The sequence below is a fragment of the Streptococcus sp. NLN64 genome, from assembly GCF_015831295.1.
Classification (GTDB): domain Bacteria; phylum Bacillota; class Bacilli; order Lactobacillales; family Streptococcaceae; genus Streptococcus.
The window spans coordinates 1-19,851 of sequence record NZ_JADXDQ010000035.1 but is presented as its reverse complement, the minus strand read 5'-3'; the positions used below and the strand labels follow the sequence as shown (position 1 = coordinate 19,851).

Annotated in this window: 20 protein-coding genes and 1 pseudogene; 16 read left to right on the top strand and 5 right to left on the bottom strand. The window is 44.2% G+C overall.

Features of this window, described 5'->3' with window-relative positions; translation table 11 throughout:
• Positions 1–125: 125 nt before the first annotated feature.
• Positions 126–527: pseudogene (locus I2503_RS06295) on the top strand (YkgJ family cysteine cluster protein); the annotation flags it as partial.
• A gap of 87 nt (positions 528–614) precedes the next feature.
• On the opposite strand, the gene I2503_RS06290 reads toward I2503_RS06295, so the two are convergent.
• Together I2503_RS06290 and I2503_RS06285 are read right to left on the bottom strand one after the other, a co-directional pair.
• A complete protein-coding gene (locus I2503_RS06290) occupies positions 615–1,643 on the bottom strand; it encodes an AAA family ATPase (protein ID WP_196967381.1) in 1,029 nt (342 codons plus the stop codon).
• Positions 1,644–2,609: 966 nt separating this feature from the next.
• Positions 2,610–3,581 carry an aromatic acid exporter family protein gene (locus I2503_RS06285; RefSeq protein WP_196967380.1) on the bottom strand — a complete coding sequence of 324 codons (972 nt, stop codon included), beginning with the start codon at positions 3,579–3,581 and terminating at the stop codon, positions 2,610–2,612.
• An 87-nt stretch (positions 3,582–3,668) separates the two neighbouring features.
• Between I2503_RS06285 and asnA the strand changes: the two genes are divergently transcribed.
• Complete coding sequence (asnA, locus tag I2503_RS06280) at positions 3,669–4,661, top strand: aspartate--ammonia ligase (protein WP_196967379.1); 993 nt, start codon at positions 3,669–3,671, stop codon at positions 4,659–4,661.
• A gap of 15 nt (positions 4,662–4,676) precedes the next feature.
• Positions 4,677–4,892, top strand: coding sequence for a hypothetical protein (locus tag I2503_RS06275; RefSeq protein ID WP_196091051.1), 216 nt, complete (start codon positions 4,677–4,679; stop codon positions 4,890–4,892).
• A 57-nt stretch (positions 4,893–4,949) separates the two neighbouring features.
• On the opposite strand, the gene dhaQ is transcribed toward I2503_RS06275, so the two are convergent.
• Together dhaQ and dhaS are read right to left on the bottom strand one after the other, a co-directional pair.
• Positions 4,950–5,933, bottom strand: coding sequence for a DhaKLM operon coactivator DhaQ (dhaQ, locus tag I2503_RS06270; RefSeq protein WP_196967378.1), 984 nt, complete (start codon positions 5,931–5,933; stop codon positions 4,950–4,952).
• A gap of 9 nt (positions 5,934–5,942) precedes the next feature.
• Positions 5,943–6,473 (bottom strand): dihydroxyacetone kinase transcriptional activator DhaS, encoded by a 531-nt coding sequence (dhaS, locus tag I2503_RS06265; RefSeq protein ID WP_196967377.1) that lies wholly within the window; start codon positions 6,471–6,473, stop codon positions 5,943–5,945.
• Between the two features lie 135 nt (positions 6,474–6,608).
• On the opposite strand from dhaS, the gene dhaK reads away from it, so the two are divergent.
• The 13 genes from dhaK (at position 6,609) to I2503_RS06200 (ending at position 19,625) form a co-directional block, all read left to right on the top strand.
• Positions 6,609–7,598 (top strand): dihydroxyacetone kinase subunit DhaK, encoded by a 990-nt coding sequence (gene dhaK / locus I2503_RS06260; protein WP_196967376.1) that lies wholly within the window; start codon positions 6,609–6,611, stop codon positions 7,596–7,598.
• A gap of 398 nt (positions 7,599–7,996) precedes the next feature.
• Complete coding sequence (dhaL, locus tag I2503_RS06255; protein ID WP_196967375.1) at positions 7,997–8,572, top strand: dihydroxyacetone kinase subunit DhaL; 576 nt, start codon at positions 7,997–7,999, stop codon at positions 8,570–8,572.
• Positions 8,572–8,946: a dihydroxyacetone kinase phosphoryl donor subunit DhaM gene (gene dhaM / locus I2503_RS06250; RefSeq protein ID WP_196967374.1), complete on the top strand. Its 375-nt coding sequence runs from the start codon at positions 8,572–8,574 to the stop codon at positions 8,944–8,946. The genes dhaL and dhaM overlap by 1 nt, the downstream gene beginning before the upstream one ends.
• 288 nt (positions 8,947–9,234) lie before the next feature.
• Positions 9,235–10,278 carry a glycerate kinase gene (locus I2503_RS06245; RefSeq protein WP_196967373.1) on the top strand — a complete coding sequence of 348 codons (1,044 nt, stop codon included), beginning with the start codon at positions 9,235–9,237 and terminating at the stop codon, positions 10,276–10,278.
• A 271-nt stretch (positions 10,279–10,549) separates the two neighbouring features.
• Positions 10,550–11,911: a 6-phospho-beta-glucosidase gene (locus tag I2503_RS06240; RefSeq protein WP_196967372.1), complete on the top strand. Its 1,362-nt coding sequence runs from the start codon at positions 10,550–10,552 to the stop codon at positions 11,909–11,911.
• Positions 11,904–13,301, top strand: a complete 1,398-nt coding sequence (locus I2503_RS06235) for a glycoside hydrolase family 1 protein (protein ID WP_196967371.1) — start codon at positions 11,904–11,906, stop codon at positions 13,299–13,301. The genes I2503_RS06240 and I2503_RS06235 overlap by 8 nt, the downstream gene beginning before the upstream one ends.
• A 1-nt stretch (position 13,302) precedes the next feature.
• Positions 13,303–14,412, top strand: a complete 1,110-nt coding sequence (locus I2503_RS06230) for a MupG family TIM beta-alpha barrel fold protein (protein WP_196967370.1) — start codon at positions 13,303–13,305, stop codon at positions 14,410–14,412.
• A gap of 411 nt (positions 14,413–14,823) precedes the next feature.
• Positions 14,824–16,815 carry a PRD domain-containing protein gene (locus I2503_RS06225; RefSeq protein ID WP_196967369.1) on the top strand — a complete coding sequence of 664 codons (1,992 nt, stop codon included), beginning with the start codon at positions 14,824–14,826 and terminating at the stop codon, positions 16,813–16,815.
• Positions 16,816–16,827: 12 nt separating this feature from the next.
• Positions 16,828–17,139 carry a PTS sugar transporter subunit IIB gene (locus I2503_RS06220; protein ID WP_196967368.1) on the top strand — a complete coding sequence of 104 codons (312 nt, stop codon included), beginning with the start codon at positions 16,828–16,830 and terminating at the stop codon, positions 17,137–17,139.
• A 1-nt stretch (position 17,140) separates the two neighbouring features.
• Positions 17,141–17,455, top strand: coding sequence for a PTS lactose/cellobiose transporter subunit IIA (locus I2503_RS06215; RefSeq protein ID WP_196967367.1), 315 nt, complete (start codon positions 17,141–17,143; stop codon positions 17,453–17,455).
• Positions 17,456–17,467: 12 nt separating this feature from the next.
• On the top strand, positions 17,468–17,905 hold the full coding sequence (locus I2503_RS06210) for a DUF3284 domain-containing protein (RefSeq protein WP_196967366.1): 438 nt from the start codon (positions 17,468–17,470) through the stop codon (positions 17,903–17,905).
• A gap of 12 nt (positions 17,906–17,917) precedes the next feature.
• Positions 17,918–19,294: a PTS sugar transporter subunit IIC gene (locus I2503_RS06205; RefSeq protein ID WP_196967365.1), complete on the top strand. Its 1,377-nt coding sequence runs from the start codon at positions 17,918–17,920 to the stop codon at positions 19,292–19,294.
• Between the two features lie 187 nt (positions 19,295–19,481).
• The gene (locus tag I2503_RS06200) at positions 19,482–19,625 is read left to right on the top strand and encodes a hypothetical protein (protein ID WP_196967364.1); all 144 of its coding nucleotides are present in this window, start codon (positions 19,482–19,484) and stop codon (positions 19,623–19,625) included.
• A gap of 50 nt (positions 19,626–19,675) precedes the next feature.
• Here the strand turns inward: I2503_RS06200 and I2503_RS06195 are convergent.
• The coding region (locus I2503_RS06195; RefSeq protein ID WP_196967218.1) for a transposase at positions 19,676–19,851 on the bottom strand (176 nt) is incomplete at its 5' end.

The window sequence follows — 19,851 nt, the reverse complement described above, 5'->3', positions numbered from 1 at the left end:
CTATTTCGTAGTTGCTTCTTTACTTGATTTGGCATTCTATCCACCTCCTTGAGCCTAAGTATAGCAAAAAAAGATTTCGAAAGCTCGATTTAGGAGCTTTCGAAATCCTTAACTTAATGACATTGCCTAAACAGTTAGATAAACTTAGCCAGGAAATTCATGCAGAAGTGTTTGAGGAGATTGATTGTATCCAGTGTGCCAACTGCTGTCGTCATTTAGGTCCTCTTTTGACAGAGGCAGACATCACGCGCATTTCCAAAACGTTTCGAATGAAATTATCTGCCTTTGAGGAGGCTTTTCTGCGCGTGGATGAAGATGGTGATAAGGTCTTTCAATCCATGCCCTGTCCGTTTATCGGCGAGGACAATCTCTGCTCTATCTACGATGTTCGTCCTAAAGCCTGCCGTGAATTTCCGCATACAGACCGTAAAAAGATTTATCAAATCAACCATCTTACCATCCAAAACACCCTCATCTGCCCAGCAGCCTATCTTTTTGTAGAAAAATTACAAGAACGGCTGAAATAATATCCATTCTATTTTAAAATCAGACCTCCCCTCAGCTATCCCGTAAAAGCTGAGGGGAGGTTTTGCATCTATTTTATTGGTGCGGTTTCAGAAATTTTCAAGGAAAATATCAAATTCAGGTAAAACTAAGTCAACATATCCACGTTGTGGCTGAAAGACAAGTCCTTTATCTATAAGTCTATACTTATATGTATTAATAAGGTTTTTATCCCATTTCGTTTCTGTAATTAGATCTGCTATCTTTGTTTCTGATTTGATTGCTTTTAAGAAGATTTCATCCTTCTCTGAAAGTCGTTGTTTGATTAGTCGGTAGGCATTTTTTCCAAGCAAATATCGAAAATCTGGAATAATTTCATCGATATCGTTGATGGTTGTAGATTCTTTCTCATACATTAATTGACCTAGTAATTGAAAAGCATAGGCATATCCTTTGGTTTTCTCTGCAGCATAACCAGCAACAGAACGGTCGAGTGATAGATGTTTGATATAAGCCTCTTCGATATCATCAATGGTGAGAGGAGAGAGTTCAATTATATTTGAGCGTAGTAGGAAAGTTAAAATTTTATCGGTAATAACTTCATTAATATCTTCCGGAAGACCTGTTGAAACAATGCTAATAGGAAGGTCTTTACGGATAAGGAGCTGAAAAAGTGAGTACAACTCTCTAATACCATTAGAACTAGAAATTTCATCGATTAAAACGACAACTTTCCGATTAGCGTTTTGACAAATAGTCAATAGGTCAATTAATTGTTGTTGATTTGTAGTATTTTGAGACTGGACATTCTCAATGGTTAGTCCCAATACACTAAAGTTTTTAACTTGTATAGAATTGCTCAGTGTAATTTCTCTATTAACCTTATTGCTTAATTCTGCAATCAACTCGGACACGATGGAAGGGGTGTTAATCAGTGTGATGGGAATCCAGTGTTCAGGTAGTTCATTTTCTAACTTCGTGATAAAGGTGGTTTTTCCCGAACCTCGAACTCCTGTAATGATAGTAGATTGTGCATCGGAGTAAGGGTTGTTGAGATTTTTTAACAGATTCTCAAATTCCTGGTTTCTGTTCAAAAAAACTTTAGGTGATTTACCAAATATAGTCGTGAATGGTGTCATAGCATCTCCTATATATTGGTATATACTTTTATATTTCCTTATATACTCGTATATACTTTTTATTTTCATTATACACTCGAATATACTTTTTGTCAAAATTTTCTTAAACTATTCCACAAATGTAAAAGGCCCCAGTAAATCTGAGGCCCTTATAGGAGATTATGATGTCCGTTCGCTCTGTGACACGGAGTGAGCTAGAGCGACGGATACCGAGCAAAGCGAGGTAAAAAGCGCTCTGCGCTTTACCGCTCCCCAATAATCTCCCCGGCAAGTCAAACAATATCCATTCCTAAACAAGTAAAAGGCCCAGTAATTCCGGAGCCCTTATAGGAGATTATGATGTCCGTTCGCTCTGTGACACGGAGTGAGCTAGAGCGACGGATACCGAGCAAAGCGAGGTAAAAAAGCGCTCTGCGCTTTACCGCTCCCCAATAATCTCCCCGGCAAGTCAACCAATATCCATTCCTAAACAAGTAAAAGGCCCAGTAATTCCGGAGCCCTTATAGGAGATTATGATGTCCGTTCGCTCTGTGACACGGAGTGAGCTAGAGCGACGGATACCGAGCAAAGCGAGGTAAAAAAGCGCTCTGCGCTTTACCGCTCCCCAATAATCTCCCCGGCAAGTCAAACAATATCCGTTCCTAAACAAGTAAAAGGCCCCAGTAAATCTGAGGCCCTTATAGGAGATTATGATGTCCGTTCGCTCTGTGACACGGAGTGAGCTAGAGCGACGGATACCGAGCAAAGCGAGGTAAAAAAGCGCTCTGCGCTTTACCGCTCCCCAATAATCTCCCCGGCAAGTCAAACAATATCCGTTCCTAAACAAGTAAAAGGCCCCAGTAATTCCGGAGCCCTTATAGGAGATTATTATGAAAAAGAAAAGTTTTAGGAGTCGTTGAGGTCTTCCTCAACTATGGAATAAGTATACCGTTCTTTCCTTAAATGAAACTTATAGTTTCGAAAAATTTATTCGTCTGTGAGTTGGTCGTGGGGATAGCGTTCGTAGAAGTGGACTTTTAGGAGGATGAGGCGTTCCAGATCACGGAAGATTTGCAGGAGCATAGAGCGGGATTCGAATTCTTCGCGACTCTTTGGGAGTGGCCGTTGGCGAAAAGCTTCAAGGTATTGGTCAATCCGATCAATCAGATGAACTGGGGTGGATTTGTCTTCCAACTGTTGTGCGGTGTCCTTGAAGAGTTGGGCCAGAATCAGGCTCTCCTCCGCAGAAAAGTGGCAGTGGTTGATGTCCTCGACCATTTGTTGGAGGTAGTAACATTGTTCCAAGCGCATTTCAAAGTAATGCACTTCATAGTCAGTTCGCTGGAAGAGTTGGTTGGATTGGTCACGGTAAACCAGCTCAAGGGCTGCTTGGATCTCCCTTTCCAATTGTTGGGTACGGAAAGTCTCCTCACTTGCCTCTCCGGTCGAGAGGATATGGTGGAAGCGCAGGAGTATACCTTTGAAGAGGAATTCGACCCGGTCCTTTGCGGCGATGATTTCTTTTTGGTGGGAAGGCATATAGACATTGGCCAAGAGAGCCAGGCTAACCCCGATTGCGAAAAGGCCGATTTCATTTAGGATGACGGGTAGGGCCAAGCTTCCGGTATCGAGGAGGTGAAAAACTCCAACTGTGGAGACGGATAAGCCGATGTCCCATTCGTATTTATAGGCCATGGGAATGTAGATAGTCATGGTTAGTCCAAAGGCCCAAATGTTAAGTCCGAATAGACTGAAACAGACAATGGCCGCAAGCATGGCTGAGGTCATACTTAAAACGCGCCGTTTAGCGGTAAGGAGTGTTGAGCGTCGCGTATCTAATAAACTGAGCAAACCAATAATCCCCGCAGATGACGGATAGTTAAGCCCGAAAAAGGTGGCCAGTTGGACGGCTAACCAGATGACCAAGACAACTTTAACACTTTTTTGAAAAATGGACATGGGGCCTCCTTGATTTTTTCTAATTTTAGTGTATCATATACCTAACTTTAGTAGAGGTCCCGAGGGCTTGAGAATGAAGGAGAAACTATGAAAAAAGACTTTATCCATCAGCAAGAAGAAATTTCCTTTGTCAAAAACACCTTTACCCAATACCTGCAAGACAAATTAGAAATCGTTGAGGTGCAAGGTCCGATCTTGTGTCGTGTTGGGGACGGAATGCAGGACAACTTGTCTGGCATTGAGCATCCAGTAGAAGTGCATGTGAAGTTGATTCCAGAAGCAACTTATGAAGTGGTTCATTCCTTGGCTAAGTGGAAACGACACACCTTGGCTCGTTTTGGTTTTAATGAGGGAGAAGGTCTCTTTGTTCATATGAAGGCTCTGCGTCCGGATGAGGATTCCTTGGACCCAACTCATTCTGTCTATGTCGACCAGTGGGACTGGGAAAAGGTGATTCCAGATGGTCAACGGAATTTAGCTTATCTGAAGGATACAGTTGAAAAAATCTACAAGGCGATCCGTCTAACAGAATTGGCCGTAGAGGCCCGGTACGATATCGAAGCCATTTTGCCCAAACAGATTACCTTTGTGCATACAGAGGAGCTGGTCAACCTTTATCCCGACTTAAGTCCAAAAGAAAGAGAAAATGCGATTGCTAAGGAGTATGGGGCGGTCTTTCTGATTGGGATTGGAGGCGTGCTAGCGGATGGACAGCCGCATGACGGCCGCGCACCGGACTATGACGACTGGACAACGGAGACTGAGAATGGCTATAAGGGCTTGAATGGGGATATTCTGGTCTGGAATGACCAATTGGGTTCTGCCTTTGAACTCTCTTCCATGGGAATCCGGGTGGATGAAGATGCGCTCAAGCGCCAAGTGGCCATTACGGGTGATGAAGAGCGCTTAGAATTCGATTGGCATAAAACCCTGCTTCGTGGTTTCTTCCCGCTATCAATTGGTGGAGGGATTGGCCAATCTCGTTTAGCCATGTTCCTCTTGCGGAAAAAACATATTGGAGAAGTTCAATCCAGTGTCTGGCCACAAGACGTCTATGATAGCTTTGACAATATCCTCTAAACGGATGGTGTATTTATGGAACGACATCCTGCTAAAGGCACTCGCATGGTTAAGTCCATGGGTTGGGAAAATGGCATCATGGAAGTTGAATATGTCAGCGGTCTGATTCATCAGTACCATGATGTCACGGAAGACCAATTCATTCGAGCGGGTACTGGAAATAGTGATAAAAAAGTCCGCCTGATTGGTAAAAGTCATCGCTTTACTCGGGTGGAGGAAAAAGAAGCGTAAAAAGGTCGAGTTTTCACACTCGGCCTTTTTTAAGGGGTCAGGTATGGAAAAAGAGAATTACCAGGCGAAAGCATTGGTTGGTGCCAACAAGGCTTCTAGGTAATCGCTGGCTGGGCAAAGGGTGACGGAGATACCGGCCATATCGAGGCTGGTCATGAATCGACCACTTTTAACGAGAGTTGGACGGAGTCCTTGGATGTCTAGCAGTTGGAGGAGATCATGCGTAAAGACCCCCATCTCTAATTCACTGGTAGTTCCTAAATTATTGATGAGCAGAATATAGGAATCTCCTGTTTTCCAATGAAAGTGAAGTCGGAGTTTGTTGAGAATCTCGTTGGCTAGTTGTTCCGAACTCTCAAATGGTTCCAGACGGTAGCCTTCTTCCCCATGAATACCAATTCCATAGGAAATATGATTTTCTGGTATTGTGAAAGTATTCCGTGTTTTTTCAAAAAGAGTGCTTGTTTTGGAGGCAAAACCAATGGTTGCAATTTGACTGGATAGAGTCAAGCCTAGGTTTTCAAGTTCTTGTAAGTTTGCCCCAGCTTGTGCCGCATGTCCCAGAATTTTATGAAGAAGGATGGTTCCGGCAAGTCCCCTACCTCTAATTTGGTATTTTTGTTTGCTTTCAATGGAGATGTCATCGTGGGAGAGGATGTAGGAAACTTGGTGTCCATCTTGCCGAGCTTCTTGGATGGCATTTCGGAATTCAAGAAGATCGGCAGGGAAATTTTTGATTATGATAAAAATACCTTTTCCTTGGTCCAAGAAACGGATAGTTTCGAGGATTTCTGCCTTTTTGGGAGGTGTGAAGAGTTGTCCATAAAGAGCTCCTGTCAACATCCCGTCTCCGACATATCCCATGTGCGCAGGTTCATGCCCAGAACCACCACCGGATAGAATCGGGATGATGTGTGGGTTCCTCTTTTTCAGATAGACGAGGGGTAAGTGAGGGTGCTTGGTTAAGTGAGGGTGCAAGGCGAGGCTTGCCTCGACATAGGCCGGAATGGATTGGTCTGTTTGATTTTGGATAGAGGTCATAATCTTCTCCTATTTCAGTCCAGTAATTTCTGCTAAGATGTGGTCTGGATGGGGCTTGGGGATTTGGTGCTGGACCACTTGTTTGATGGTTTCGGCCATGGCCCGGGCTTGATAGTTTTTATGAAAATCAAGAAAGGATGGGTCCTCAACTAGACTAGGATGAGTAGGGTACTCATTGAGAATTTTTCCTACCATTAGTTGGCAATAGTCTATGAAGTAGGCATAAAAATTGTTTTGACCTTGAATTTCAAAGGCTTTTTGGTAAAAGATTGCCTCCTCTTCAAGATAGTGAAACACTTCTTGGATGAGATGTCTCCCAGAAATGAAATCCAAATTGTCTGCGATTTGTTCTTTCAAGTCATTTTGGAAAATCCAATCGAGGAGTTGGTACTTATCCAGAAAATGGTTATAAAAAGTTTGCCGACGAATACCAGCTCGATCCATGATGGTTACAACGGATAGTTTATCAAAATCATTTTCTGCTAATAGCTCTTTAAAGGCTTTTGCGATGCGTTTTTTCGTAATCAGAGATGATGCCATAGGATACCTCACTTCTTCCTACTATTATTCTAGCAAAGATCCTTTTCGTACAGGGACAGTTTTCTTGTTTTGTCCCTTATCTTTTTTGCATTTTAAAATTATAATAAAGGGGAGAAAATAAAGGAGGCTTAGCTGATGAAAAAAATTATCAATGATCCACGGGCAGTAGTAGAAGAGATGATTCAAGGCTTGGTAGCAGTTCATCCGGAGATTCTACACCGGCATGAAGACTTTCAAGTGTTAGTAAGGAGTGCGGAAAAATCAGGGCGTGTTGGATTGATTTCAGGAGGAGGCTCTGGTCATGAACCTTCGCATGCTGGTTTTGTTGGGCAAGGGATGTTGTCCGCTGCGGTTTGTGGGGCTGTCTTCACATCCCCAACTCCAGATCAAATTTTGGAAGCTATCAAAGCTGCGGATGAAGGTGCCGGCGTCTTTATGGTCATTAAAAACTACTCTGGTGATATTATGAATTTCGAAATGGCTCAAGAGCTAGCAGAAATGGAGGGAATCCAGGTTGCTAGTGTGGTAGTGGATGATGATATCGCTGTCGAAAATAGTTTATATACGCAGGGGCGTCGGGGAGTAGCTGGGACAATTCTGGTTCACAAGATTTTGGGCCATGCAGCTCGTCAAGGTCAGACTTTGGAAGAAATCAAAGAACTTGCAGACCGAATTGTGCCCCAGATCAAAACCATTGGTCTAGCTTTATCGGGAGCAACGCTGCCAGAAGTTGGGAAACCGGGGTTTGTTTTGGAGGATGATGAGTTTGAATACGGAGTCGGAATCCATGGAGAACCCGGTTATCGTAAAGAAAAGTTGAAACCATCAGCGGACTTGGCTCAAGAATTGGTTGAAAAGTTATTGGAAGATTTTCAAGCGGAAGCAGGGCAAGAATTTGCCTTATTGATCAATGGTCTAGGGTCAACCCCCTTGATGGAGCAGTATATTTTTGCCAATGATGTGATGAAGCTTTTGGAAGCCAAAGGGGTGCGTGTTCCCTTCCGTAAACTCGGAGATTATATGACTTCCTTGGACATGGCGGGTCTTTCGTTGACCCTGATGCGTCTTGAAAATGCACAAGATTTAGAGGCTTTGGTGAGTCCGGTTGAAACCATTGCCTGGTAGTACTCATTAAATTTCAAAAATTGATTTTGTCAAGCCCTTGTGATGAACTGATTGAGAGTGGGGTAGAACTAATTTTATTAAAAATTAGTTCGTAGCCCCACCTCCGCACAGTTGATTCGGTTGTTTTCGGAGGTAAAAGAGTCGGGAGTTGACTCTTTTAGTTTCTGGATAAGAGAACATGAAGTGTTCTCTCAATAAAAGGCGAACGAAAATACCAATCAACCACTGCGTAAAAATTATTTCACTAACAAATAGGAAGGTTGAGACTTTTGTCTCAACCTCCTTATCGATCCTATTCAACAGGTCCTCCAGACTGGTTGAACGATCATCATCGACTAGTCATCTTTTGAAAGATTCGAGTCTTCCGAGTGAGGTCAATGAAGTATAAGGAGATTAGGATGCAAGTAGCAGATGCAAAAAAATGGATGCTTTTATTTAACGAAAAGATACAGGATAAACAGGCTTTTCTAAGTGAACTCGATACACCCATTGGTGATGGAGATCACGGAGGGAACATGTCTAGAGGAATGCTGGCAGTGGTTGCTGAGTTAGAAACTCAAAATTTTGAATCAGCGGGTGCTCTCTTTAAAATGGTTGCGATGCAATTATTGTCTAAAGTTGGAGGAGCTTCAGGTCCTCTCTATGGCTCTGCCTTTCTAGGATTAAGTCAGAAAATTGATAGCGAGGGTCTTGGAGCAGGACTGGAAGCTGCTTTGGCAAATATCCAAAAAAGAGGTCAGGCCCAGCTGGGAGATAAGACCATGGTTGATGTTTGGATTCCAGTCTTGGCAGATCTACAAGAGAATGCCTTGACCGTTCAAAAAATTGCAGACCATGTAGCAGCAACCAAGGACTTACAAGCTAAAAAAGGACGGGCTTCTTATGTTGGTGAGCGCTCTGTGGGTCATGTTGATCCTGGCTCTTATTCATCAGGCCTTTTGTTCGAAGCTCTGCTTGAGGCGGAGGTGGGCTAATGACAGCTCTAGGAATTTTATTAGTGTCGCATTCGAATAAACTTGTTAACGGTTTGGCTGAACTGATATCTCAAGTCACTTCGGATATCCCTTTTACCTATGTTGGTGGGACTCCTGAAGGAGAAATTGGAACTAGTTTTGAAACTGTTCTGGAAGCAGTTGAGCAAAATTCAGCTCAAAGACTCTTAGCCTTCTATGACTTGGGATCAGCTCGAATGAATTTAGAACTAGCAGCTGAAATGACCAGCAAAGATGTACAGATTCAGTCAGTACCAGTTGTTGAAGGCACATACACCGCAGCCGCTCTTTTACAAGCAGGTGCTAGTGAGGAAGAAATCCTAGCACAATTAGCGGATTTGAACATTCGAAAATAACTTAAAAGAAGCTAGGTAAAACATCCGTGATGATGTTCTGCCTAGCTTCTGTTTTTTGAAGTGTTCATTAAAACGAGTCGCAAAAGTCAGTGTGTTTTGGGGTTCGCTACCTGTTTGGACTCTATATCCAAGATAACGTTTATATCGATAATAAGCCTCCTCCTCATCTGTAACTGTATTTAGTAAAGGGGAGTAAAGAGAAAGTGAGGGTAAAATGAGTTTCTTGGGTATTAGCTAGATGCTTCTCCAATTAAAAGGGTATAATCATATTTGAGAGGAGGTCTGCCTATGAAATTTCTAGTAGCGATTGATTCTTTTAAAGGATCTGCAACGTCGATGCAATTGAATCAGGCCGCAAAGGCTGGGATTTTAGAGGTTTTACCAGATGCGGAAGTGGTAACAGTTCCCATAGCGGATGGGGGAGAGGGAACTTTGGACGCTTTGGCACAAGGGTTAGAAGGTTTTTGGGTTGAGGTTGAAACAGTTGATTTATTGGAACGACCGATTGTGGCTGCTTATTTTATAAGTGGGCAAATAGCCTATATAGAGTCGGCGCGTGTTGTCGGAATTGATCAACTAACTCCGTCCTCAGAAACGGTGGAGCGTGCGACAAGTAAAGGTTTAGCAGCATTGTTCCGAGACGCCTTGTTACGGGGGTGTCAGGAGTTGGTTTTGACTCTGGGTGGCAGTGGCAGCTCGGATGGAGGCCGTGGGTTACTAAATGCCTTGACGGATGAAGAACGTAGTGCTCTTGCTCAGATCCGCTTGCGGGGCTTAACGGATGTTACCAATCCCTATGCTGGACCTCAAGGATATGCCGTGGTTTTTGGACCACAAAAAGGTGCCGGTCCTAGGCAAGTGAAGGCTATGGATTTGGTCGCTCAAGAGTTTGTCAATCAGATGAGACAGGAAACAGGGATTGACCTTCAAAAGATTCCGGGGACTGGAGCAGCAGGTGGTCTTGGTGGTGCCTTGGTGCTGCTAGGTGGAGAACTAGAAGCTGGTTATCCTTTTATTGCTGAAACCTTAGGCTTAGCTCAAGCGATTCAGGGATCAGACTTGGTCTTCACAGGAGAAGGTCTTCTAGATAAGCAAAGTTTGAATGGGAAACTGCCAATCGGTGTCGCACAAACAGCCAAAAACGCTGGTGTTCCTGTTATCGCATTAGGTGGCAGTGTGGAAGAAGCCAAGGGATTTGAGGAGGCTTTTCTGGCAACCTTTTCAATTCAACGGGAAGTCCTTTCTTTAAATCAGGCTATGGAAACTGAACGCACCTTAGCAAATGTTCAATCCCTCGTTAAAAATATCATCGCCACCCGCTATCTCCTTTAGAAACAGACAAAGAGCCAACAAAATCTGATGTAGTCCTACTTTCATAGACAGTACAAATACGTAACGTACTGTTTATGAAAGTAGGAATTTTATTATGTCTAGAAAAAGTAACGTTTCTTTTGAGAACAAGCTGAGAGCTGGAATAAAGAAGGGTTGTACAAAACTTTCAATCTTTTCCGCTTCATTACGGAAAAACTAGGTCTGTGTATCCGTTTACATAGCTGTTGGAAAGGTCTATAATCGAGGTAGAGTATAGAAACAGGAGTCTGTTATGAAGTCTTTGAAATTGGTGACTCTGGGGGGTGGGTCTTCCTATACCCCTGAATTGGTGGAAGGGATGATTCTGCGAGCAGCGGATATTCCCATTCGTGAGTGGTGGTTTGTAGATGTGGAAGAGGGTGCTTGGAAGCAGGAGATTGTGGTCAATTTAGCACGCCGGATGGTTGCTAAGGCTGGTTTGGATTGGAAAATTCAAGCGACCTTGGATCGGCGGCAGGCGCTCGAAGGGGCAGATTTCGTGACCTCCCAGTTTCGGGTGGGGCAGCTTGCAGCCCGTTACCTGGATGAGACCTTGCCGCTTTCTTATGGCATGATTGGGCAGGAGACCAATGGTGCTGGTGGGATCTTCAAGGCCTTCCGCACCATTGAGGCCTATAAGGGAATTATTGCAGATATGAAGGAAGTCTGCCCAGATGCCTGGCTCATTAATTTCACCAATCCAGCTGGGATGGTGACGGAAGCCATTCGGAATTATTTGGGTTGGGAAAAGGTCATTGGCTTATGTAATATCCCAGTTGGTCAGAAGAAAAAGGCTGCCGAGGTCTTGGGGCTCGAGGAAAGGAAACTGATGACCCGGCATGTTGGTCTGAACCACTTTCATTTCCATGAAGTTTGGGATCAAGAGGGGCAGAATCGAACGGCTGAAGTTCTAGAAAAGCTTTACGGGGATGCTAAGCCTCAGCTGGCGGAAGCCGTTAAAAACATTACCAATCTAGAGTTTCCAATTGAACTCTTGCGAACCATTGGACAACTGCCTTGTGATTACCACCGTTATTATTTCTTGGAACAAGAAATGCTGGCAGATGCCTTAGACCAGTATCAAAAAGGGCAGGTACGGGCCCAGGTGGTGCAAGAGGTGGAAGAGCAGCTCTTTGAACTCTACCAGGATCCGGGATTAGCCGTTAAACCCAAACAGTTGGAGCAGAGAGGTGGGGCCTACTATAGTGATGTGGCCTGCCAGCTTATCCAAGCCATTTATCAGGATAGTCGGGAAGAATTAACGGTGTCGACTGTTAATCGAGGGGTGATTCCTTATTTACCGGAACATTGTGTGGTTGAAGTTTCTTGCCTGATTACTGCTCAAGGGGCTATTCCCTTAGCCTGCCCACCGACCAAGGGATTGGTGAAGGGCTATTTAAAATTGATGAAAGAAATGGAGATCGCAACAGTAGAGGCGGCTATGTCGGGTGATTATGAGCGAGCTTTGGAGGCCTTTGCCTTGAATCCCCTGATTCCAAATGGCCAAGCTGCTGAGCGCCTGTTGCAAGATTTATTAGTGGCACATGAGGCTTACTTACCTCAGTTTGCGCCAGTAATTGCAGATATAAAAGAAAAGAGGCAACAATATGACTAAAGAATATATGTTTCCAGACGGTTTTCTATGGGGGTCTTCAACATCCGGTCCCCAAAGTGAAGGGATTGAACCTGGTGATGGGAAGGGGATGAGTAACTGGGACTACTGGTATTCTGTGGAGCCTGAACGCTTCCACGGGCAAATTGGCCCAGAAAAAACATCGACTTTCTACAAGAATTTTGCCCAGGATTTGGATTTGCTTGTGGAAACAGGGCATACCGTTTTTCGTACTTCGATCCAGTGGTCCCGCTTGATTCCCCAAGGTCGTGGGGAGGTCAATCCCCAGGCGGTTGAATTTTATCGCCAAGTTTTTCAAGGTGTTCGTGATAGGGGGATTCAGCTTTATGTGAATCTTTATCATTTTGATTTACCTTATGCTCTTCAGGAAGAAGGGGGATGGGAATCGAAAGAGATTGTTTGGGCTTATGAGGCTTATGCAAAGGCTTGTATCCAGTTGTTTGATGACTTGGTCGATCGTTGGATTACCTTTAATGAGCCCATTGTCCCGGTAGAATGCGGTTATCTAGGGGATTATCATTACCCCGCCAAAGTGGACGCCAAGGCTGCAGTAGCCGTAGCCTACCATACGCAATTGGCTTCAGCTCTGGCAGTCCGGGCTTGCCATGAAAACAATCCAGAAAAGAAGATTGCTATTGTTTTGAATTTGACTCCGGCCTATGCCAAGAGTCAAGACCCAGAAGATTTAAAAGCTGCTCGTATTGCTGAGCTGTTTCAAACCAAGTCTTTCTTAGATCCATCTGTGAAGGGGCATTATCCAGAGGAGTTGGTGGACTTGATGGAGGAGTATGGTTTGACTCCAGAGGTCACCAAAGAGGAGTTGCAAATAATCGCGAATCATACAGTTGATTTCTTAGGTGTCAACTACTACCAACCCTTGCGGGTTCAAGCTCCTCTACTAGAGTATCAAGATGGGGATCTCCTTGTGCCGGATCATTTCTTTGCCCCATACGATATGCCAGGTAAAAAAATCAATCCACATCGTGGTTGGGAAATTTACGAACAGGGGCTATATGATATTGCCCTTAACCTGCGGGACAACTATGGAAATCTGGAATGGTTGGTAACGGAGAACGGCATGGGGGTCGAGGGGGAAGAGGTCTTCAAGGATCATGGTCGTATCCAAGATGCCTACCGTATCGACTTTGTCAAAGGGCATTTAAAAGAATTGCATCGTGGAATTGAGGAAGGGTCCAATTGCAAGGGCTACATGATGTGGACCTTTATTGATTGCTGGTCATGGTTGAATGCCTACAAAAATCGCTATGGGTTTGTCGAGTTGGATTATGAGAGTCAAGAACGAACAATCAAGAAATCGGGTCTGTGGTTTAAAGAAGTTAGCCAGGCCAATGGATTTCTAGAGGAGGAGTAACATGATCGGATTTGGTTTTTCCCTATATCCGGAAAACTATAGCTTGGAAGAGTGCCAAGCTTATATGGAGCTCTTAAAAGCTTACGGAGCCAAGCGTTTGTTTATGAGTCTCCTTCAATTAGAGGGAGTGGGTGCAGAACCGCTGGAGCATTACCGGCAGTTGATTGCGGTTGCATCAAATTTAGGCATAGAAGTGATTGCGGATGTCAGTCCTGGCTTTCTTGAGAGCAATGGCTGGCAAGGCCAGCTGATGGAAAGAGCGGCGGATTTAGGTTTGGCAGGGATTCGTCTGGATGAAGCCCTGCCCATTGAAGAAATTGTGGCGATGACTCATAATCCCTTTGGAATCAAGGTGGAACTGAATCTCTCTACGGATAAAAAATTGGTAACTCAGCTGTTGACAGAGGGAGCCAACATGGAATCTGTGATAGCCTGTCATAATTTCTACCCACATGCCTATACAGGTTTGTCCCAAAAACACTTCTTAGAAATGTCAGCTTTCTTTAAAGAACATGGGATTCGTACAGCAGCCTTTGTTTCTGCCCAAACAGCTTCAGAAGGACCTTGGCCTTTACAGGAAGGTTTGCCAACGCTGGAAGAGCATCGTTTTCGTCCTTTGGCAGCTCAAATCGAATGGATCAAGGCAACGGGTCTCATTGATGATGTTTTGATTTCCAATCAGTTTGTGAGTCGAGAGGAATTGGAAGAAATTCGCCCCGTTCTTCATTCGGAAGTTGTCACGCTGGAAGTGCTTGGGAAATCCGATTTGACCGAACTGGAAAAAGAAATTATCGCTTTTGAGCATGTCTATCGTGGGGATATTTCAGACTACCTATTACGGTCGACACAGCCGCGTATTGTCTATGCCAGGGAGAGTCTGCCTCCTCGAAGTCAAGTTTCTTACAAGGTAGATCGAGGAGACGTCTTAATGGATAATGACCTCTATGGTCGCTATAAAGGGGAGTTACAGATTGCTCTTCGGGACTTTGAAGTCTCACCCAAAGTGAACCGAGTAGGACGGGTGCTAGATGCTTACTTACCAATTCTAGAATTTATAAAACCTTGGCAGGAATTTCGCCTAATACTCAATGAAAATCAAAAAGTAAACTAGGAAGTGAGCCGCAGACAGCTCGAAATCTCTGGGAGAGGTTTTGAGCTTGCTGATAATACTTTCGAAGAAAGTTTCAAATAAGTACGGCAAAGTTGACAAAAACTTCGTTTTTTCAACTAGAATCTCAGACAGTCTCCCAGACTGTCTGACCTGACAACGTTTAATACTCGAAACAGTTCGAAATCTGAAAAGGCAATCCGATGAAGACAGAACTGAGGGTTCGGCGAAGAGGATTAACACATTCAGATTTTGAAATGTAATGAGTATAAATTTGATTTTCAAAGAGTATAAGCTTATCAGAGGCCGAAGAATTTCACTAAAGAAACGGAAAAAGGAAGGATTTTGGAAGCGGTGACAAATGGTATAATGTTTTCATAAGATAGTTATTTATGAATGCAAAAAGGAGGGATCATGCTTTCCAAAAAAGAAGTACGCCTCTTAGACCATCTTACCCAGAATCCGAGTCAGTATTACTCCAGCAAGGAGCTTGCTGAGCTTCTCGGGGTTAGTGATCGAACCGCCCGAAAGTATTTACAAAATTTGGCAACTTCCTTGGAGAATTCAGGAGGCAAGCTGGAATCGAAACAGGGGAAGGGTTATCAGCTATTGATTGAAAGACCTTTGGAGTTTCAAGTCTTTTGGCAAGAAGAGTTGAGTCGCAGGAAACAGGGCTTGGATTTGAACCCTCTGGAAGAGGCTGAGGATCGCGAGCGCTACTTGCTTCATAAACTTTTCTTCGAGGAAGGGGAGCTAGCCTTGGAGGATCTGCAACAGGAGATGTTTATTGCTCGGACGACCCTTCAGACAATCGTAGCGGAAATTCGGAAACTGCTAGCGGCTTACCAGCTCAAGTTGGTGGTCCAAAAAGGGCGCGTGCGGGTTGAAGGCTCAGAGGTTTCTAGTCGGAATTTTATGATGGATTATTTCTTTGGTCAGGAGAGCCAGCACCTGTCCTATGGTCTGGTGGAGAATGAGATTCTGGAAGATATTTCCTTCTCGAGTTTACTGACCATCGTGATTGACCAGTGTCGGGCAGCAGGCCTTCGGATTTCAGATTTTGTGATGAAGAATTTGGTTCTCCATATTGCCTTGCTCTTACAGCGAGTCAAGCAGGGAGCAAGTCTCAAGGATTTTCCCTTGGCCCCTCAGTTGGAGTCCTCGCGTGAGTTGGAAGTGGCTCAAAGGATTCTAAGTCGGGTGGAAGACCAGTTTGGGGTGGTGCTTGCTCCTGAAGAAGCCAACTATATCGCCCTTCATTTAAAGGTAAAGTTGCCGGATGACCGCAATCAATTCCATTCTGGACAAGAAAAATTACTAGCTCACCTGACCCAGGTTCTGGAGATTTTATCCCAAGAATCGGGTTTGAACCTGGTCCAAGATTCTCAACTGGTCAAGGGCATTCTAGCCCACTTGCAGCCCTTATTAACACGTTTGGAAAATGGGATGACCATGGGGAATCCGCTGCTTGAAACCATTCAAGCAGACTACCAAGAGGTTTTGGAATTGACCAAGAAGGCTTTTTCCAATTTATCAGAGTTACAAGGGTTTCAGGTCTCGGATGATGAATGGGCCTATTTAACGCTTCACGTTCTGGCGGCTATTGAACGGTACCAAAGTGAAGATAAGACCCGGGTACTGGTTGTCTGTTCAACAGGTGTCGGTTCAGCTCTGATGCTCAAGAATCGTCTGGAAAAGGAATTTGCGAGAGATTTAGAAATCGTCGATGTCCTCTCTTATTATGAGATAACGGAGGATCGATTGGAAGGAATAGACTTAATTGTTTCTTCTGTCAGCCTGTCAAACCTGGTTTTTCTAACACCAGTTGTAACGGTCTCTGTATTTTTATCCGATCAAGACATTAAAAAAATTCGAAGTCAGCTCCAGCGGGTCAGTTTGCCTAGTCGAGAGTCAGGGAAGAATCGCTGGCTGACCTTGTCCCAAGCCCGCTTGATTGCTACGAGTCTTTTTTCACCGGATCGCTTCCTGGTTTTCGACACAGCTGATCGCGATTTTATCCTAGAAGAATTAATTGCCAGCTTGGACGAGGGCTTTAAGAAAAAAGAATTGGAGGAATTCAAGGAGCAGGTGGACTTGAGGGAGAGTTACAGTTCGGTGGTTTTTGGGGAAGCTTTAGCTTTTCCTCATCCGGCCAAACCCTTGACCTATACAGAGCAAGTCGCAGTTGCCGTGGTGCAGGACAAGGTGGAGTGGGAAGCTGGTAAAGGCGTGTCCTTTGTCTTCTTACTGTCACCTTCGACCGGTCCGAATCCTAACTTTAAATACGTATCCCCATCCTTGGTGGGCTTTGTCCAAGATCCGACTCTCCAGGAGAAACTCTTGGCGGATCCAACATATGAACAATTACTAGAAATTATGATTCCCTTGATACAAGCACAGGGGTAGAAGGAGACAACTATGAAAAACATTATGTTAGCTTGCAACGCAGGAATGTCAACCAGCATGTTGGTAACCAAAATGCAGAAAGCTGCTGAAGACAAGGGCTTGGAAGCAAGCATCTGGGCAGTTCCCGTTTCAGAAGCGGATAATGAAGTACAAGATAAAGCCATCGATGTCATCTTATTGGGGCCACAAGTTAAATTCCTCCTCAATGACTTCAAGGATAAATTTGAACCTAACATTAAAGTTGATGCCATCAATATGATGGACTACGGAGTGATGAATGGTGAGAAAGTCTTAGATGCTGCTTTGGCTCTAATGGAGGACTAGGATGGATACAGGTCAACACTTAGAAGCAATCATGGGGCTAATCATGTATGGTGGTGAGGCCAAAGGTTACGCTGTGCAAGCTATACAGGCAGCCAAAAAGAAAGACTTTGAGGAAGCGGACCTCCTCTTAGCAGAGGCAACCAAATCCCTCAATGTTGCCCATAATTCACAAACGGATCTCTTGGCCAAAGAAGCAGGTGGTCAAAATATGGAATTAACTCTCCTCATGGTCCATGGACAGGACCACTTGATGACCGCATTAACCTTTATTGATCTGGCCAAAGAATTTGTGGATGTCTATAAACACATGGCTTAGAAGGAGTCGCAAATGAAGGTCACAACAGTTGGGAAAGTACCAATAAATCGGGTATTTGAGATTGTCCTCCAATCTCTAGCGGATGACTATCAAGAAAACACAGGAGAAGTATTGGAACCCCATGAACGAACTGCGGGTTTAAGCTACGTCAAACGTTTCGGAGATAAGAACCAACATACCGTTGGGGTCAAGGTCTTGAACTTGGAGCAACCCAATCTGTATAAGGTCCATTTCCAATCCAATCGGGGAGATGAATTCATTACCTATGAATTTCAAGCTCTTAGTGAGGAAGAAACCCAGGTGAGCTACGCTTATGACTTCGTGGCTAGAGACTGGTTTGGCAAGGCCAATCATTTCCTGATGTCCAAACTGCTGACCAAAAGTCTGGAAAGACAGTTTGACGCCCAACTCCAGGCCCTCATTCGACATGCACAAGAAAAACAAGAATAGGAGGTTGACTTCATGTCCAACTTTACAGAAAAGTTCATGGAAATAGCCGGTAAGATTGGTTCTCAGCGCCATCTGATTGCCATCCGGGATTCCTTTATTTCTACCATGCCCATTACGATGGCGGGAGCCGTAGCCGTTCTTTTAAACGTATTCCTACGCGACTTGCCAACCAACCTTGGCTGGACTGGTTTTGTTGAGGCCGTCCAACCCATCATTGATATCAATGGTTATGTTTACTTCGGAACCATTGGGATCATGGCCTTGATTTTTGCCTTTAGTTTTGGTTATCATCTTTCCCAAATGTATAAGGTAAATCCTCTGGCCGGTGGTTTGATTTCCTTTGCGTCCTTTGTCGCAACCATTCCACAGAGCCTAACCATCTCCACCCCCTTGGAAGGGATTGACAAGGCTGCCCTTGCTGGACTGGAAAAAATCGGACTTACTCTTACAACAGCGGATGGGCTAACGAGCCTTGAAACCAGCCAGTGGGGAGCCATCGCCCTCAAATACGGTGGTGCTACAGGTCTCTTCTCCGCACTTGTAATCGGCTTCTTGGCTACTTGGGTCTATGCGACCTTGGTGAAACACAATGTTGTGATTAAATTGCCAGACACTGTTCCACCAGCTGTTAATAAAGCTTTTGCGGCAATTATCCCTGGAACAGTTGCGATTTATGTATCTTCTATCCTAGCTTACGGAGTCTTTGCTCTTACTGGTCAATCCTTGAGCGATGTGGTATCTACCTATATTCAAATTCCATTACTTGGCCTTTCCCAAGGACTTGGATCCGTTATTTTGGTCACCTTCTTGGTGCAACTCTTCTGGTTCTTTGGGCTACACGGGCACAATGTTTTGGCTCCTGTTATGGAAGGTATCTACAGCGTTGCTCTGAATGAAAATACAGCTGTTTACAATGCGACCCAAAGTACAGCCGACCTCCCATGGCTTTGGACACGGGGCTCCTTTGATGCCTATGCTCAAATGGGTGGATCTGGGGTTACCCTAGCCTTGATCATTGCCATCTTCCTTTTCTCAAAACGGGAAGAATACAAGGTTGTGGCGAAACTTTCTGCTCCAATGGGAGTCTTCAATATCAATGAACCAATGATTTTCGGTATCCCAATGGTTCTCAATCCTCTCTTTGTTATCCCATGGTTGATCGTGCCACCAATCTGTGCAACGATCGCCTACCTGGCAACAGCCTCCGGCTTGATTCCACCTGTCTTTGCTGCGGTACCATGGATTACCCCTCCAGGACTCTATGCCTACCTCGCAACCGGTGGTTCCGTCATGGCCGCTGTCGTATCCCTTTTTAACCTTCTGGTAGCATTCCTTATTTGGACCCCATTTGTCATTGCGGCGAATAAGGTGGAGGCGGGTGACCAGTAATGTTCTGAATACTCTTTGAATTTCAAAATCTGACGTTGTCAATCCTCCTTGATGAACTTTCTTGATTGCGTACTTCGTACGCCTTATAGATCATATTCAACAGGTCTCCCAGACCTGTTGAACAACCATCGTCGGATTTCCTAGTCATTTTTTTGAAATTCTTCGATTATTCTTATTTGAAGTTATTATGAGTAAGAACCGATATCCTTTTTTACTGGCCTTGGGGGCTTTCCTGATTGCTATTAGTCCTCTTTATGGCAATCCTTATTTCAACATTATCTCCGGACTTGTTCTAATTCTGCTGAGTGTAGGTTTGAGCAAGCGAAAATAACACAAAAGCAGCTTGCTAGAAAAAAATAGCAAGCTGCTTTTGTGTTATAGTCATTTAGTTTTTAAATAGTATGTTATTGCATCAGTTATAGAGTCCATCTTGCGAAGTAATTCTGTAACTGATTTTTTTAGAATAGCCCAACTTTGCTCAATTGGATTTAATTCTGGAGAATACGGTGGTAGAGGTAAAAAGAAGTGACCAGCATAGATAGAAAGTTCATCTAGTA